We start from the raw sequence: 16,130 nt of genomic DNA, 5'->3' as shown, positions 1-16,130 counted from the left end.
CACGAGACGCTTTATTCGCGGCCTGTGTTCCCCGCGCCATTGACACTGGTGTTGCCTGTTTAAAAAGAGGCAAGGAACCAGCAGCCAGGGCAACGGCAGGCATTTTTAAACCAGGCCTTTTACGCCTGGCTCATCTCACCCGCAGGAGCGGTTACACGGCCCGGTTCGCCAATTGGCAGCACGGTCCGGCCCAACTGCTCATTAATCACTTCAGCCATCGCCAGATAAATTGCGCTGGCACCGCAGACAATCCCTTCATAGCCAGCAAACATCAGCACGGCGTGATTGCCGGTGATGTTGCCATAAGCCAGCAGGGCAAACAGTACTGTCAGGCTGGCAAAGACGAATTGCAGCGCACGGTTGCCCTTCAGGGTGCCAAAGAACATAAACAGGGTAAACACGCCCCACAGTGCCAGGTATGCGCCCAGCATGTTGGCATCAGTCGCCTCAGCCAGGCCCATCTTCGGCAGCACTAAAATTCCCACCAGGCTCAGCCAGAAGCAGCCGTAAGAGGTAAAGGCGGTCAGGCCAAAGGTGTTGCCTTTTTTATACTCCAGCAGGCCAGCCAGGATCTGCGCAAACCCGCCGAAAAAAATGCCCATACTGATGATAACGGCGGTCAGCGGGAAAAAGCCTGCGTTGTGCAGATTCAGTAAAACAGTGGTCATCCCGAAACCCATCAATCCCAAAGGACCTGGATTTGCCAGCTTGTTGGTATGCATAAACCCTCAGCGATATATGAAAAATGAAAATGGTGACGTCACGTCAGAACCGGCCCGAATGAGGAAAAAACCGCCAGCTTTCTCAGCGTGCGCGGCATGATAATGAGCAGACGCGCGGGAAACATTGATCTGGAGAGCGGTAAAATCGAAATTTTTTTTATCCGCCCCCTTGATGCCGAAGGGGATGGCCCCATCTTATTTGGCATCCGAGGATATGTGCCCGGAAAAAAAGCGCGGCGTCGGGAGTTGAAACGGCGAAAACAGACCGCATTTAGTGTGCATAACCTGATTTGAAATAAATTTAAGTGGGAGATGTTTAGATGGGTAAGATTATTGGTATTGACCTGGGTACGACTAACTCTTGTGTCGCGATTATGGACGGCGGCAAGGCTCGCGTGCTGGAGAATGCGGAAGGCGATCGCACCACGCCTTCCATCATCGCTTATACCCAGGATGGCGAAACCCTGGTCGGCCAGCCGGCCAAGCGTCAGGCAGTGACCAACCCACAAAATACCCTGTTTGCGATCAAGCGCCTGATTGGCCGTCGCTTCCAGGACGAAGAAGTGCAGCGTGATATCAAAATCATGCCTTACAAAATTGCCGGTTCCGACAACGGTGACGCCTGGATCGATGTGAAAGGCCAGAAAATGGCACCGCCGCAGATTTCTGCAGAAGTGCTGAAGAAAATGAAGAAAACGGCGGAAGATTACCTGGGCGAGCCGGTAACTGAAGCGGTTATCACCGTACCTGCCTACTTTAACGATGCGCAGCGTCAGGCAACTAAAGATGCTGGCCGTATCGCCGGTCTGGACGTGAAGCGTATCATCAACGAACCAACCGCAGCCGCACTGGCTTACGGTATGGATAAAGGCCAGGGCAACCGTACTATCGCGGTTTATGACCTGGGCGGCGGTACCTTCGATATCTCTATTATTGAAATCGACGAAGTTGACGGCGAAAAAACCTTCGAAGTTCTGGCAACCAACGGTGATACCCACCTGGGTGGTGAAGACTTCGACAGCCGTATGATCAACTACCTCGTGGCTGAATTTAAGAAAGATCAGGGCATCGATCTGCACAACGATCCGCTGGCGATGCAGCGCCTGAAAGAAGCCGCTGAGAAAGCGAAAATTGAACTGTCTTCTGCCCAGCAGACCGACGTTAACCTGCCGTACATCACTGCAGACGCGACCGGTCCTAAGCACCTGAACATTAAAGTGACCCGTGCGAAACTGGAATCCCTGGTTGAAGACCTGGTGACCCGTTCTATCGAGCCGCTGAAAGTCGCTCTGCAGGATGCCGGCCTGTCCGTGTCTGACATCAATGATGTCATCCTGGTGGGTGGCCAGACTCGTATGCCAATGGTGCAGGCGAAAGTTGCTGAGTTCTTCGGTAAAGAGCCACGTAAAGACGTCAACCCGGATGAAGCAGTTGCCGTAGGTGCTGCGGTTCAGGGCGGCGTGCTGGCTGGTGAAGTGAAAGACGTTCTGCTGCTGGACGTGACGCCACTGTCCCTGGGTATCGAAACCATGGGGGGCGTGATGACCTCGCTGATCAGCAAGAACACCACTATCCCAACCAAACACAGCCAGGTGTTCTCTACAGCTGAAGATAACCAGTCTGCAGTAACCATTCACGTGGTGCAGGGTGAGCGTAAACGCGCAGCAGATAACAAATCTCTGGGCCAGTTCAACCTCGACGGTATCCAGTCCGCACCGCGCGGCATGCCGCAGATCGAAGTTACCTTTGACATTGATGCGGATGGTATCCTGCACGTTTCTGCCAAGGATAAAAACAGCGGTAAAGAGCAGAAGATCACCATCAAGGCTTCTTCTGGTCTGAACGACGATGAAATCGAAAAAATGGTTCGTGACGCGGAAGCTAACGCCGAGTCCGACCGTAAGTTCGAAGAGCTGGTGCAGGTTCGTAACCAGGCCGATCATCTGTCGCACAGCACCCGCAAGCAGCTGGATGAAGCCGGTGACAAACTGCCAGCAGACGACAAGGCGCCAATCGAGGCAGCCCTGACCGAGCTGAACACCGCGCTGAAAGGCGAAGACAAAGCAGACATCGAAGCGAAAATGCAGGCGCTGATGGAAGTCTCCAGCAAGCTGATTGAGTTTGCTCAGCAGCAGCAGGCTGCTGGCGGCGCAGCTGATGCAGCCGACGCTTCTGCGAAGAAAGATGACGATGTTGTTGATGCTGAATTTGAAGAAGTAAAAGACAACAAAAAATAATCGCCCTTGAGCGGGCACGGTGGCCTGCTAAGGGCCACTGCTTAAACTCACGGGCGTAGGAGTTTCTCCACGCCCGTGCATGCATGTTAAGGGCAGGAACACCAGAATGGCGAAGAAAGACTATTACGAGATTTTAGGCGTTTCCAAATCAGCGGAAGAGCGTGAAATCAAAAAGGCCTATAAACGCCTGGCGATGAAATTCCATCCTGACCGTAATCCAGGTGATAAAGAATCCGAAGCCAGGTTTAAAGAGGTCAAGGAAGCTTATGAGATCCTGACCGATGCTCAGAAGCGTGCGGCTTACGATCAATACGGCCATGCAGCCTTTGAACAGGGCGGTGGTGGCGGATTTGGCGGCGGCGGAGCGGACTTCAGCGATATCTTTGGCGACGTGTTCGGCGACATCTTTGGCGGAGGCCGCCGTCAGCAGCGTGCCGCGCGCGGAGCCGATTTACGCTACAACATGGAGCTGACGCTTGAAGAAGCCGTCCGCGGCGTGACCAAAGAGATCCGTATCCCTACGCTGGAAGAGTGTGACGTCTGCCACGGCAGCGGCGCGAAATCCGGTACGCAGCCACAAACCTGTCCGACCTGTCATGGTCAGGGCCAGGTGCAGATGCGTCAGGGCTTCTTTACCGTGCAGCAGGCGTGTCCGACCTGTCACGGACGCGGTTCTGTGATCAAGGATCCTTGTAATGCCTGCCACGGTCATGGCCGCGTGGAAAAATCCAAAACGCTGTCCGTGAAAATCCCGGCAGGTGTGGACACTGGCGACCGTATCCGTCTGACCGGCGAAGGTGAAGCAGGTGAGCACGGCGCGCCAGCAGGCGATCTGTATGTTCAGGTTTCCGTGCGCAAGCACCCAATCTTCGAGCGTGAAGAGAACAACCTGTACTGTGAAGTGCCAATTAACTTTGCTATGGCAGCACTGGGGGGCGAAATTGAAGTGCCAACCCTCGATGGCCGCGTGAAGCTGAAGGTGCCTTCAGAAACGCAGACCGGCAAGCTGTTCCGCATGCGCGGCAAGGGTGTTAAATCCGTTCGCGGTGGTGCGCAGGGTGACCTGCTGTGCCGCGTGGTGGTGGAAACCCCGGTCAGCCTGAACGAGAAGCAGAAGTCTCTGCTGCGTGAACTGGAAGAGAGCTTTGGCGGCCCGAGCGGCGAGAAAAACAGCCCGCGCTCCAAAAGCTTCTTCGACGGCGTGAAGAAATTCTTTGACGATTTAACCCGTTAATTTTTACGCTTAAGCCGTTTAAGTACGATGAGAAAGTCCCGGTCGAAAGTCCGGGACTTTTTTTTAAAATGTGCAAATACCGGAGACAGAGAGGGCATACAACTATTCGGAAATAGCGAAGTATAAAGCGGGAATAAACTGTTTTTTACGAGCTGTCTAAGTGCGTATGCTATGCGCACTTTGTTTTTCTCTTTTACCAGGACGTTTCCATGAAACTGGCGCTTAAGCGACTCCTAAAAAATGAAGCAACCGGCGGTGTGGTTCTGATTATTGCGGCGGCAGTCGCCATGTTTCTGGCTAACTATGCCGGAACTCAGCAGTCTTATCAGGACGTGCTGGATATGCCGGTTGAATTCCGGTTCGGCTCTCTGGACATCAGCAAAGATCTGCTGCTGTGGATTAACGATGCGCTGATGGCATTGTTCTTCCTGATGATAGGACTGGAGGTTAAACACGAGCTGGTATCGGGTTCTCTCGCAACCCGTGAGCGGGCGATGTTCCCGCTGATTGCGGCAATTGGCGGCATGATTGCGCCAGGCGCGATCTTTGCCATGATGAACCACAGTGACTCTCTGGCAATCCACGGCTGGGCGATCCCAACGGCCACGGACATCGCCTTTGCGCTGGGTATCCTGGCGCTGTTAGGCAGCCGGGTGCCGCCTGTGCTGAAGATGTTCCTGATGGCGCTGGCAGTGATTGATGACCTCGGCGCGATCCTGATTATTGCCTTCTTTTATACTCAGGACCTCTCTGTCACCTCGCTGTGCGTGGCTGCTGGCGCGATAGTGGTGCTGGCTCTGCTGAACCGCTTTGGCGTGCGTAATCTGTCGGTCTATATGCTGGTGGGCATGGTGCTGTGGGTCGCGGTGCTTAAATCGGGCGTTCATGCCACGCTGGCTGGGGTTATCCTGGGCTTCTTTATTCCTCTTGAGAAAAAGAACGGCCACTCTCCGGCCATTCATCTGGCCCACAGTTTAGCCCCCTGGGTAACCTGGCTGATCCTGCCGCTGTTCGCCTTCGCCAATGCGGGCGTTTCATTGTCCGGTATCTCTCTGGACGGTCTGTTCTCTGCCGTTCCGCTGGGCATCATTCTCGGCCTGTTTGTCGGTAAGCCGCTGGGCATCACGCTGATCTGCTGGCTGGCGGTGAAGCTGAGGATCGCCGCGCTGCCGGAAAGCACGCGGATGCGGGACATTGCCGCCATCGGTGTGCTCTGCGGCATCGGCTTTACCATGTCGATATTTATCGCCTCGCTGGCCTTTGATGCCGCCCATATTGAAATGGTGAAGCTCGCCAAGCTCGGTATCCTCACCGGTTCGGTCGTCTCTGCCGTGGTGGGTTATACGCTGCTGCGAATCAAACTTCGCTGATGCTGAGCCGGTCAGTTTACGCTGACCGGCTTTTGTTCTTCCTCGCGGGAATCTGCCTGTGTCACAGATCAACTACAACCATCTCTACTACTTCTGGCAGGTATGCAAAACCGGTTCTGTGGTGGGTGCCGCTGAGGTACTCAACCTGACGCCGCAGACCATCACCGGCCAGATTAAGGCGCTGGAAGATCGGTTACAGGGTAAGTTATTTAAGCGTCAGGGCAGAGGGCTGGTGCCTTCTGAACTGGGTCAGCTGGTGTTTCGCTATGCCGACAGGATGTTCCTGCTCAGCCAGGAGATGCTGGATATTGTTAACTACCGCAAGGAAGCCAGCCTGCTGTTCGATGTTGGCGTGGCCGATGCGCTTTCTAAACGAATAGTCAGCCAGCTGCTGGAGACGGCGGTGGTAGTGGATGAAAGTATTCACCTGCGCTGCTTTGAATCCACCCATGAGATGCTGCTGGAGCAGCTCAGCCAGCAAAAGCTGGATATGATCCTCTCCGACTGCCCGATTGACTCCACCCAGCAGGAAGGACTGTTTTCGGTCAAACTGGGTGAGTGCGGCATCAGCTTCTGGTGCCGCGATCCGCTGCCTGAGCTGCCTTTCCCGGCCTGTCTTGAACAGCGAAAACTGCTGATACCGGGGCGGCGTTCAATGCTGGGGCGCAAACTGCTTGACTGGTTCCAGACGCAAAATCTGGCGGTGGATATTCTGGGGGAGTTTGATGATGCGGCGCTGATGAAGGCTTTCGGGGCGGCTAACAATGCCATTTTTGTGGCACCATCCAGCTATGCCGGGGATGTTTACTATGAAAAAGGGATCGGTGAACTGGGAAGGATAGAGAGCGTGGTGGAGGAGTATCACGTGATATTCGCCGAGCGAATGATCCAGCATCCGGCAGTCAGGCGCATCTGCGAGAAGGATTTTACCGAGGTGTTCCATAAATCGCAGACATAAAAAAACCGCCAGAGGCGGTTTCTTAATCAGAGCGCGACAGACAGCGTGGCGATTAAGCCAGTTTGCCGATCTGTGCAGCCAGGTTTGCTTTATGGCGTGCCGCTTTGTTTTTGTGGATCAGGCCTTTAGCTGCCTGACGGTCCACAATTGGCTGCATTTCGTTAAATGCATTCTGTGCAGCTGCTTTATCGCCAACAGCGATAGCCGCGTACACTTTCTTGATAAAAGTACGCAACATTGAACGACGGCTAGCGTTGTGCTTACGACGCTTCTCAGACGTTACTGCGCGTTTCTTAGCTGATTTGATATTAGCCAAGGTCCAACTCCCAAATAGTTCTATGAGGACAATTCAAAGGCCGAGGAATATGCCTCGTTTGGCCCATGGTTGTCAATGGATTTGTGCAAATAAGCGTCGCTAAAAAAACGACACCTGGTTACGTTTCGATGGCGCAAGATTCTACCAGCTTCGTTCGGATGAATACAGCTTATTCAGAAGATAAATGCAGCTTAAAGCAAGAAGTCGCCTTTTACGGCAGAAAAAGCCCCGAAGAACAACGGAAAGCCGCATTCGCGGGTTAACCTTCACGACTGTACAAGGTATAATCCGCCGATTTCCACAAATTTGAGCCAGCCATGAAGTTTATCCGCGGCATACATAATCTCAGGGAGCAGCATCGCGGCTGCGTACTGACCATCGGTAATTTCGATGGCGTCCATCGCGGCCATCAGGCGCTGCTGACCCGACTGTGCGAAGAAGGCCGTCAGCGCAATCTGCCGGTGGTGGTGATGTTGTTTGAGCCACAGCCGCTTGAGCTGTTTGCGGCCGATAAAGCCCCGCCAAGGCTGACGCGCCTGCGTGAAAAAGTCCGTTATCTGAGTGAAGCCGGTGTGGGCGCGGTGCTCTGTGTGCGCTTCGATCGACGTTTCGCTGCGCAGACGGCGCAAAGTTTTATCGCCGACCTGCTGGTCGATAAGCTTGGCGTCAGATTCCTCGCTGTTGGGGATGATTTCCGCTTTGGCGCTGGTCGCCAGGGGGATTTCCTGCTATTACAGAAAGCCGGTGCCGAGCATGGCTTTGATGTGATCAGCACCCAGACTTTCTGTGAAGATGGCAAGCGTATCAGCAGCACTGCGGTGCGACAGGCACTGGCAGAAGACGATCTGCCGCTGGCGGCCACGCTTTTGGGCCATCCCTTCAGCATTTCTGGTCGGGTGGTACACGGTGATGCGCTGGGCCGTACCATTGGCTTCCCCACTGCTAATCTGCCGTTGAAGCGTTATGCTTCGCCGGTAAAAGGGGTCTATGCCGTTGAAGTTCATGGCCTTGGCGATAAGCCGCTGCCCGGCGTGGCCAATATTGGCACCCGTCCCACCGTGGCCGGGATGCGCCAGCAGCTGGAAGTTCACCTGCTGGATGTTGCAATGGACCTGTACGGTCGCCATATAGATGTGGTGCTCCGTGAAAAAATTCGTAACGAGCAGCGTTTTGCCTCACTGGACGCGCTTAAAGAGCAAATTGCTAAAGATGTGGTGACTGCCCGAACGTTTTTTGGGCTGAAAACACCGGTTTAAACAGAACCGAAATACGGAATCGAGAATCTGATGAGTGACTATAAATCTACCCTGAATTTGCCGGAAACGGGGTTCCCGATGCGTGGCGATCTGGCCAAACGCGAACCGGGAATGCTGCAACGTTGGTATGATGACAATCTGTACGGCATCATCCGCGAAGCCAAAAAAGGGAAAAAAACCTTTATCCTGCATGATGGCCCTCCTTACGCGAACGGCAGCATTCATATTGGTCACTCAGTTAACAAGATTCTGAAAGACATAATTGTTAAGTCCAAGGGGCTGGCCGGATTCGACTCGCCTTATGTCCCGGGCTGGGACTGCCACGGTCTGCCGATTGAGCACAAAGTCGAGCAGATGATCGGCAAGCCGGGTGAGAAAGTCAGCGCGGCCGAGTTCCGTGAAGCCTGCCGCAGCTATGCTGCGGAGCAGGTTGAAGGCCAGAAAAAAGACTTTATCCGTCTGGGCGTGCTGGGTGACTGGGATCGCCCGTATCTGACGATGAATTTCAAAACGGAAGCCAATATTATCCGTGCGCTGGGTAAAATCATCGGCAATGGTCACCTGCACAAAGGCGCCAAGCCGGTGCATTGGTGCCTGGACTGCCGTTCCGCGTTGGCCGAAGCTGAAGTTGAGTACTATGACAAAACGTCCCCTTCCATCGACGTGATGTTTAACGCCGTGGACAAAGACGCGGTGCGTGCCAAATTTGGTGCTGACAGCGTTGAAGGCCCAATCTCTCTGGTCATCTGGACCACCACCCCGTGGACCATGCCAGCTAACCGTGCGATCTCTCTGCACCCGGAATTTGACTATCAGCTGGTGCAGATCGACGGTCGTGCGCTGATCCTGGCAAAAGATCTGGTTGAGAGCGTGATGAAGCGCGCCGGGATCAAGGAATGGCAGGTACTGGGTGAGGCGAAAGGCGCAGCTCTGGAGCTGATGCCTTTCCAGCATCCGTTCCTCGAACTGACCTCACCAGTAATTCTGGGTGAGCACGTCACGCTGGAAGCCGGTACCGGTGCTGTGCATACTGCGCCAGCTCATGGTCCGGATGACTATGTGATTTGTCAGAAATACGGCATTGAAGTGGCTAATCCGGTCGGGCCAGACGGTAGCTACCTGCCGGGCACTTACCCGACACTGGATGGTGTGAACGTATTCAAAGCCAACGACATGATGGTTGAGCTGCTGCGTGAAAAAGGCGCGCTGCTGCACGTGGAAAAACTGCTGCACAGCTATCCCCACTGCTGGCGTCACAAAACACCAATCATCTTCCGTGCCACTCCGCAGTGGTTTATCAGCATGGATCAGAAAGGCCTTCGTGCGCAGTCGCTGAAAGAGATCAAAGGCGTGCAGTGGATCCCGGACTGGGGCCAGGCGCGTATTGAATCCATGGTGGCTAACCGCCCTGACTGGTGTATCTCACGTCAGCGTACGTGGGGCGTACCGATGGCGCTGTTCGTGCATAAAGAGACCGAAGAGCTGCACCCGGATACCCTTGAGCTGATGGAGAAAGTCGCTGAGCGCGTTGAGCAGGACGGGATTCAGGCCTGGTGGGATCTGGACGCGAAAGAGCTGATGGGTGCTGACGCAGAAAATTACGTCAAGGTACCGGACACGCTGGACGTCTGGTTCGATTCAGGATCAACCAGCTACTCTGTAGTGGATGCGCGCCCGGAATTTGGCGGCCACACGCCGGATATGTATCTGGAAGGATCGGATCAGCATCGCGGCTGGTTTATGTCTTCTCTGATGATTTCAACGGCGATGAAAGGCAAAGCGCCTTACCGCCAGGTACTGACTCACGGCTTCACCGTGGATGGTCAGGGCCGCAAAATGTCGAAATCAATCGGTAACACCGTTTCTCCACAGGACGTGATGAACAAGCTGGGTGGCGACATTCTGCGTCTGTGGGTGGCTTCTACTGACTACTCCGGCGAGATGGCCGTGTCTGACGAGATCCTCAAGCGCTCTGCAGACTCTTACCGTCGTATCCGTAATACCGCCCGCTTCCTGCTGGCAAACCTGAACGGCTTTAACCCGGAAACGGACAGCGTGAAGCCAGAGGATATGGTGGTGCTGGATCACTGGGCGGTAGGCCGTGCCAAAGCCGCGCAGGACGATATCATCGCTTCTTACGCCAGCTATGACTTCCATGAGGTTGTTCAGCGTCTGATGCAGTTCTGTTCTGTAGAGATGGGTTCATTCTATCTGGACATCATCAAAGACCGTCAGTACACCGCTAAAGCCGATGGTGTGGCGCGTCGCAGCTGCCAGACCGCGCTCTATTACATTGCGGAAGCACTGGTACGCTGGATGGCACCGATCATGTCGTTCACTGCAGATGAGATCTGGAACGAGCTACCGGGCAAACGCGAAAAGTATGTCTTCACCGAAGAGTGGTACGACGGACTGTTTGGTCTGGCGGATAACGAACCGATGAACGACAGCTACTGGGCCGAGCTGCTGAAAGTTCGTGGCGAAGTGAACAAGGTTATCGAACAGGCTCGTGCTGACAAGCGGGTGGGTGGTTCTCTGGAAGTGACCGTGACGCTGTATGCCGACGCGGCGCTGGCGAAAAAACTGACCAGCCTGGGTGATGAGCTGCGCTTTGTGCTGCTGACCTCCGGTGCGCAGGTAGCGGATTACGCGCTGGCCACAGAAGAAGCGCAGCAGAGCGAATTGCTGAATGGTCTGAAAATTGCCCTGCACAAAGCAGAAGGCGAGAAATGTCCACGCTGCTGGCATTACACTACTGATATTGGTCAGAGTGCTGAGCACCCGGACGTCTGTGGCCGCTGCGTCACCAACATTGCGGGCGCTGGCGAACAGCGTAAGTTTGCCTGATGAGTAAGCCCATTTTCTCGACCGGTTTACGCTGGATCTGGCTGGTGCTGGTGGTGATTGTCATCGACTTCGCCAGCAAGCAGTGGATCATGAATACGCTGACGCTGCATGAGTCGATGCCGGTGATGCCTTTCTTCAACTTCTTTTATGCGCATAACTACGGCGCGGCCTTCAGTTTCCTGGCGGATAAAGGGGGCTGGCAGCGCTGGTTCTTCGCCGGGATTGCGGTGGCCATCGTGGTGGCGCTGCTGGTGATGATGTACCGTACCGAAGCCAGCAAGAAGCTGAATAACATCGCTTATGCGCTGATTATCGGTGGTGCTCTGGGCAATCTGTTTGACCGGGCTTATCACGGTTTTGTGGTCGATTTTATCGACTTCTACGTTGGCGACTGGCACTTTGCCACTTTCAATATCGCTGACTGCGGCATCTGTATCGGTGCTGCACTGATTGTGCTGGAAGGTTTTCTTTCTCCTGCCAGCAAGCAAGCTAAAAGTTAAGGGCAGGGCATGACTGATTCTGTACAGCGCAACAGCGCGGTTCTGGTGCATTTCACCTTGAAACTGGCTGACGGTTCAACGGCGGAATCCACGCGCAATAATGGTAAGCCAGCGCTGTTCAGCCTGGGCGACGGCAGCCTGTCCGAAGGACTGGAAGCCGAGCTGCTGGGGCTGAAAGTGGGCGAGAAGAAAGCCTTTTCGCTGGAGCCGGAATCGGCTTTCGGCCATACCAGCCCGGACCTTATCCAGTATTTCTCCCGTCGTGATTTTACCCTGGCGGGCGAACCGGAGATCGGCGCGATTATGTTGTTCAGCGGGATGGATGGCAATGAAATGCCGGGAGTGATCCGTGAGATCTCCGGTGATTCTATCACCGTGGATTTCAACCATCCGCTGGCCGGACAAATTATCCACTTCGATGTTGAAGTACTGGAGATCGATCCGGTACTGGAGGCGACAAATGCAAATCCTGTTGGCTAATCCCCGCGGCTTTTGTGCCGGTGTCGATCGTGCCATCAGCATCGTGGAGCGTGCGCTGGAAATGTACGGCGCGCCTATCTACGTGCGTCATGAAGTGGTTCATAACCGTTATGTTGTTAACAGCCTGCGTGAGCGCGGCGCGATCTTTATTGAAGATATCAGTGAAGTGCCCGATGGCTCGATCCTGATTTTTTCCGCGCACGGTGTTTCTCAGGCTGTACGTGCAGAAGCCCGTGCCCGCGATCTGACTATGCTATTTGATGCCACCTGCCCACTGGTGACCAAAGTGCATATGGAAGTGGCTCGTGCCAGCCGTAAGGGCACCGAAGCCATTCTCATCGGCCACGCCGGTCATCCGGAAGTGGAAGGCACCATGGGCCAGTACAGCAACCCGAAAGGGGGCATGTACCTGGTGGAGTCACCGGCAGATGTCTATAAGCTGCAGGTAAAGGATGAACAGAACCTGAGCTTCATGACCCAGACCACGCTGTCGGTGGATGATACTTATGAAGTGATTGATGCCCTTCGTGAGCGCTTCCCGAAAATTATCGGGCCGCGTAAAGATGATATCTGCTACGCCACCACTAACCGCCAGGAAGCGGTGCGTACGCTGGCGAAAGATGCCGATGTGGTGCTGGTTGTGGGGTCCCGCAACTCCTCCAACTCCAATCGGCTGGCGGAGCTGGCTCAGCGTGCCGGGAAACTGGCGCGGCTGATCGACTCTGCTGAAGATATTCAGGAAGAGTGGATTAAGGGCGTCAGCTGTGTGGGAGTAACGGCTGGAGCATCTGCACCGGATATTCTGGTACAGGAAGTGATCCAGCGCCTGCGCGAGTTGGGTGGCGAAGCGGCTATCGAGCTGATTGGCCGCGAAGAGAATATTGTTTTCGAAGTGCCGAAAGAGCTGCGGGTTGATATTAAGGAAATCACTTAATATCAAAATGCTCTTCCTGTGAGAGAGCTGGATGCATGATAAAAAGGGATTCAGTTACAGATGACTGAATCCCTCTTTTTTTAATGAAAACCAGTTAATTACTGTGGCGTCTGATTAAACAAGTTTTTACCAATGCACCTGATTATTTCGGATAGGTGCACTGGTTTTTTTATTTTATTCAGTTTATTGTTTTTAAAGGTGTTTTTGTTATTCTGGTTTAATCGTTATTTTGAAATAATGATTTAATTAATCTTGTTTATTGATTTGCGTTTGAGTCGTTTTTACTGTCCGGTTTACTCTGTTAGTGTTGATAATCAATTTGAATGGAATATTGTTTCCATTTATGGTTGCTTCGTTGGTTTAAAAAGACTGACAATTATTTTTAATGAGTTTTTTCTCTCAGTTTAAAAAGGAAACTAACATGAGAACATTGACCGTATCCGAAACCAGCAATGTGGGTGGCGGTGGATTTTTATGTGATATCAGTATAGCGAGTCTTAAGCTGGCTGGCCTTGTTGTAGCGGGGGCCGTTATCGTTGGTGGAATTTTGCTCTTCAACTGCATGAATTCACAAACGCTAACCCCTTCCACACCTGAGCCAACTTCTGCTCCTTAATAAAGAGGCCCGCTGAAACCAGCCATCGCCTTCGCGCCGTTCTGTTGCGGCGCACTTTTCTCACTTTTTGCCGCAAGCGAACAAAATTTGTTTTACTGATAATCCATCGCGGCTGACATAAAATTCTTATTACTGGTTTTTTGTTGTGGCGCGAGGTTTAACACGTCGTTAACCTGACTGCGCTTTGCATGCACAGACACAAGGGATTCACTATGAAAGATGCACAGATCCGCCTTGCCATTGTTGGCGCTCCGGGACGCATGGGGCGTCAGTTAATTCAGGCAGCCCATGAGGCGCAAGGCGTGTGCCTGGGCGCCGCGCTGGCGCGTGAGGGATCCTCGCTGAGCGGCGTGGACGCCGGTGAGCTGGCAGGAATTGGCGTACTGGGCATTAAAGTCAGCGACAACCTGGCCGCCGTGGCGGATGACTTTGACGTGCTGATTGACTTCACCCGCCCGGAAGGGACGCTGAAGTATCTGGCCTTCTGCCGCCAGCATCATAAGGCGATGGTCATTGGTACCACCGGTTTTGATGAAGCGGGTAAAGCGGCGATCAAAGCGGCCTCTGAAGATATTGGTATCGTGTTCGCGGCCAACTTCAGCGTTGGCGTTAACCTGGTGCTGAAGCTGCTGGAAAAGGCAGCCAAAGTGATGGGTGACTATGCTGATATTGAGATTGTTGAAGCCCATCACCGGCATAAAGTGGATGCCCCATCCGGCACCGCACTGGCCATGGGGGAAGCGATTGCTGATGCAATGGAGTGGGATTTAAACAAGCACGCGGTATACGCCCGCGAAGGTCACACCGGAGAGCGAAAAGCGCAAACCATCGGTTTTGCCACCGTTCGCGCAGGAGATATCGTTGGTGAACATACAGCGATGTTTGCAGATATTGGCGAGCGCGTGGAGATTACCCATAAGGCTTCAAGCCGCATGACCTTCGCAAAAGGTGCAGTTAAAGCTGCTGACTGGATTGGTTCTCGAAAATCTGGTCTTTACGATATGAGAAATGTGCTTGAACTCGATGATTTGTAAGTGTTGTGCACCATCGTGATGTGGTTATTTCAATCTTAACTTTATGATTGAATGGGCAATAATTTTATTGCCCTTTTTATTTTGTTATTTTTGATTTTTTCATGTTTTTTTTATTACCATCTTTGTGTTTGTTGTTGTTATCCTCATCTTTGATCCGCTAAAAAGTTAATTTTGACCATTTGGTCCACTATTTTCCTCCCGCTTCGCTGTTCTCATGCACAATTGTCCATGCAACCGGTTAAATGCCTGGGATAGTTGTTATTTTCAGCGTAAATCATCCGAATTATCGGTCAGTTGAGTAAAAAAGTAAGAAAAACCGGGCTGCAGGGTAGACAATAACTGGGGCGATCATTAGAATGCGCGCAATTTGCCAAAAATCGAGAGCTCAGGCGGTTTTTGCATTGATATAAGGGTTTAACCTGAATTAATATGCAAATAATGTGACTGTTTATTCTCAGGAGGATGTTTTGATTAAGTCAGCGCTATTGGTTCTGGAAGACGGAACCCAATTCCACGGTCGGGCCATCGGGGCAACAGGATCGGCAGTGGGTGAAGTTGTTTTCAACACTTCGATGACCGGTTATCAAGAAATCCTCACTGATCCTTCCTATTCCCGCCAGATCGTTACTCTTACTTATCCCCATATCGGCAATGTCGGCACCAACTCCGCTGACGAAGAATCCTCTCAGGTACACGCACAGGGTCTGGTTATCCGCGACCTGCCGCTGATTGCCAGTAACTTCCGTAATGAAGAAGGGCTTTCGGCTTACCTGAAGCGCCACAATATTGTCGCTATTGCCGATATCGATACACGTAAGCTGACTCGTCTGCTGCGAGAAAAAGGGGCACAGAACGGCTGCATCATCTCCGGTGACGCACCCGATGCCACACTGGCACTGCAGAGAGCACAGGCGTTCCCTGGCCTGAAAGGCATGGACCTGGCAAAAGAAGTGACCACTGAGGAAACTTACAGCTGGCTGCAGGGGAGCTGGACGCTGGATGGCGGCCTGCCCGCACCGAAAACCGAAGCCGAACTGCCTTTCCACGTGGTGGCTTACGATTACGGCGTGAAGCGGAATATCCTGCGTATGCTGGTGGATCGCGGCTGTCGCCTGACCATCGTTCCGGCGCAGACGCCAGCGGAAGATGTGCTGAAGCTGAATCCGGACGGGATTTTCCTGTCAAACGGACCGGGTGACCCGGAGCCTTGCGACTACGCTATCGCGGCTATAAAACGCTTCCTGGAAACTGATGTGCCGGTTTTCGGCATCTGTCTGGGTCACCAGCTGCTTGCCCTGGCCAGCGGAGCGAAAACCGTCAAGATGAAACTGGGCCATCACGGCGGTAACCACCCGGTGAAAGATCTGGATAATAATACCGTGATGATCACTGCACAGAACCATGGTTTCGCCGTCGATGACAGCAACTTACCGGCGAATCTGCGGGTGACACACAGCTCGCTGTTTGACCACACGGTGCAGGGTATCCATCGTACCGACAAGGCCGCGTTCAGCTTCCAGGGACACCCTGAAGCCAGCCCAGGCCCGCACGATGCCGCACCGCTGTTCGATCACTTTATCGAACTGATTGAAGCTTACCGTTCTACCGCAAAATAATCAGGAGCGA

At 53.3% G+C, this 16,130-nt stretch carries 15 protein-coding genes; 13 read left to right on the top strand and 2 right to left on the bottom strand.

Annotation, left to right across the window (positions count from 1 at the left end):
• Positions 1–119: 119 nt before the first annotated feature.
• Positions 120–722 (bottom strand): acetate uptake transporter, encoded by a 603-nt coding sequence (gene satP, locus AC3Y5R_RS04410; RefSeq protein ID WP_489920317.1) that lies wholly within the window; start codon positions 720–722, stop codon positions 120–122.
• A 102-nt stretch (positions 723–824) separates the two neighbouring features.
• On the opposite strand from satP, the gene AC3Y5R_RS04405 reads away from it, so the two are divergent.
• The 5 genes from AC3Y5R_RS04405 to nhaR all read left to right on the top strand — a co-directional run bounded on the left by AC3Y5R_RS04405 (position 825) and on the right by nhaR (position 6,521).
• Positions 825–1,016 (top strand): hypothetical protein, encoded by a 192-nt coding sequence (locus AC3Y5R_RS04405; protein ID WP_489920316.1) that lies wholly within the window; start codon positions 825–827, stop codon positions 1,014–1,016.
• A gap of 26 nt (positions 1,017–1,042) precedes the next feature.
• Positions 1,043–2,959: a molecular chaperone DnaK gene (gene dnaK / locus AC3Y5R_RS04400; RefSeq protein WP_489920315.1), complete on the top strand. Its 1,917-nt coding sequence runs from the start codon at positions 1,043–1,045 to the stop codon at positions 2,957–2,959.
• 106 nt (positions 2,960–3,065) lie between these two features.
• On the top strand, positions 3,066–4,193 hold the full coding sequence (gene dnaJ / locus AC3Y5R_RS04395) for a molecular chaperone DnaJ (protein ID WP_489920314.1): 1,128 nt from the start codon (positions 3,066–3,068) through the stop codon (positions 4,191–4,193).
• A 209-nt stretch (positions 4,194–4,402) separates the two neighbouring features.
• Positions 4,403–5,563: a Na+/H+ antiporter NhaA gene (gene nhaA / locus AC3Y5R_RS04390; protein WP_489920313.1), complete on the top strand. Its 1,161-nt coding sequence runs from the start codon at positions 4,403–4,405 to the stop codon at positions 5,561–5,563.
• A gap of 58 nt (positions 5,564–5,621) precedes the next feature.
• Positions 5,622–6,521, top strand: a complete 900-nt coding sequence (nhaR, locus tag AC3Y5R_RS04385) for a transcriptional activator NhaR (protein ID WP_489920312.1) — start codon at positions 5,622–5,624, stop codon at positions 6,519–6,521.
• Positions 6,522–6,573: 52 nt separating this feature from the next.
• On the opposite strand, the gene rpsT is transcribed toward nhaR, so the two are convergent.
• A complete protein-coding gene (gene rpsT / locus AC3Y5R_RS04380) occupies positions 6,574–6,837 on the bottom strand; it encodes a 30S ribosomal protein S20 (RefSeq protein WP_158781884.1) in 264 nt (87 codons plus the stop codon).
• A 317-nt stretch (positions 6,838–7,154) separates the two neighbouring features.
• Between rpsT and ribF the strand changes: the two genes are divergently transcribed.
• The 8 genes from ribF (at position 7,155) to carA (ending at position 16,120) form a co-directional block, all read left to right on the top strand.
• Positions 7,155–8,093 (top strand): bifunctional riboflavin kinase/FAD synthetase, encoded by a 939-nt coding sequence (gene ribF, locus AC3Y5R_RS04375; protein WP_489920311.1) that lies wholly within the window; start codon positions 7,155–7,157, stop codon positions 8,091–8,093.
• A 30-nt stretch (positions 8,094–8,123) separates the two neighbouring features.
• A complete protein-coding gene (gene ileS, locus AC3Y5R_RS04370) occupies positions 8,124–10,940 on the top strand; it encodes an isoleucine--tRNA ligase (protein ID WP_489920310.1) in 2,817 nt (938 codons plus the stop codon).
• Positions 10,940–11,440 (top strand): signal peptidase II, encoded by a 501-nt coding sequence (gene lspA, locus AC3Y5R_RS04365; RefSeq protein ID WP_199257230.1) that lies wholly within the window; start codon positions 10,940–10,942, stop codon positions 11,438–11,440. The genes ileS and lspA overlap by 1 nt, the downstream gene beginning before the upstream one ends.
• A 9-nt stretch (positions 11,441–11,449) precedes the next feature.
• A complete protein-coding gene (gene fkpB, locus AC3Y5R_RS04360) occupies positions 11,450–11,920 on the top strand; it encodes an FKBP-type peptidyl-prolyl cis-trans isomerase (RefSeq protein ID WP_489920309.1) in 471 nt (156 codons plus the stop codon).
• Positions 11,901–12,854 carry a 4-hydroxy-3-methylbut-2-enyl diphosphate reductase gene (ispH, locus tag AC3Y5R_RS04355; RefSeq protein WP_489920308.1) on the top strand — a complete coding sequence of 318 codons (954 nt, stop codon included), beginning with the start codon at positions 11,901–11,903 and terminating at the stop codon, positions 12,852–12,854. Before fkpB ends, ispH begins: the two co-directional genes overlap by 20 nt.
• 421 nt (positions 12,855–13,275) lie before the next feature.
• On the top strand, positions 13,276–13,470 hold the full coding sequence (locus AC3Y5R_RS04350) for a hypothetical protein (protein WP_489920307.1): 195 nt from the start codon (positions 13,276–13,278) through the stop codon (positions 13,468–13,470).
• Positions 13,471–13,682: 212 nt separating this feature from the next.
• Positions 13,683–14,504, top strand: a complete 822-nt coding sequence (dapB, locus tag AC3Y5R_RS04345; RefSeq protein ID WP_489920306.1) for a 4-hydroxy-tetrahydrodipicolinate reductase — start codon at positions 13,683–13,685, stop codon at positions 14,502–14,504.
• A 467-nt stretch (positions 14,505–14,971) separates the two neighbouring features.
• Positions 14,972–16,120, top strand: coding sequence for a glutamine-hydrolyzing carbamoyl-phosphate synthase small subunit (gene carA, locus AC3Y5R_RS04340; protein WP_489920305.1), 1,149 nt, complete (start codon positions 14,972–14,974; stop codon positions 16,118–16,120).
• Positions 16,121–16,130: the final 10 nt, after the last annotated feature.

The sequence above is a fragment of the Erwinia sp. 009765445 genome (assembly GCF_058137865.1).
The sequence above is the reverse complement of the archived record's forward strand: the minus strand, read 5'-3'. Positions and strand labels throughout refer to the sequence as shown.

Coding starts and splice junctions, on each gene's coding strand:
- ileS (WP_489920310.1), top strand. CDS start 8,124: ATGAGTGACTATAAATCTACCCTGAATTTGCCGGAAACGGGGTTCCCG.
- AC3Y5R_RS04350 (WP_489920307.1), top strand. CDS start 13,276: ATGAGAACATTGACCGTATCCGAAACCAGCAATGTGGGTGGCGGTGGA.
- ispH (WP_489920308.1), top strand. CDS start 11,901: ATGCAAATCCTGTTGGCTAATCCCCGCGGCTTTTGTGCCGGTGTCGAT.
- dapB (WP_489920306.1), top strand. CDS start 13,683: ATGAAAGATGCACAGATCCGCCTTGCCATTGTTGGCGCTCCGGGACGC.
- dnaK (WP_489920315.1), top strand. CDS start 1,043: ATGGGTAAGATTATTGGTATTGACCTGGGTACGACTAACTCTTGTGTC.
- satP (WP_489920317.1), bottom strand. CDS start 722: ATGCATACCAACAAGCTGGCAAATCCAGGTCCTTTGGGATTGATGGGT.
- ribF (WP_489920311.1), top strand. CDS start 7,155: ATGAAGTTTATCCGCGGCATACATAATCTCAGGGAGCAGCATCGCGGC.
- lspA (WP_199257230.1), top strand. CDS start 10,940: ATGAGTAAGCCCATTTTCTCGACCGGTTTACGCTGGATCTGGCTGGTG.
- dnaJ (WP_489920314.1), top strand. CDS start 3,066: ATGGCGAAGAAAGACTATTACGAGATTTTAGGCGTTTCCAAATCAGCG.
- AC3Y5R_RS04405 (WP_489920316.1), top strand. CDS start 825: ATGAGCAGACGCGCGGGAAACATTGATCTGGAGAGCGGTAAAATCGAA.
- fkpB (WP_489920309.1), top strand. CDS start 11,450: ATGACTGATTCTGTACAGCGCAACAGCGCGGTTCTGGTGCATTTCACC.
- nhaA (WP_489920313.1), top strand. CDS start 4,403: ATGAAACTGGCGCTTAAGCGACTCCTAAAAAATGAAGCAACCGGCGGT.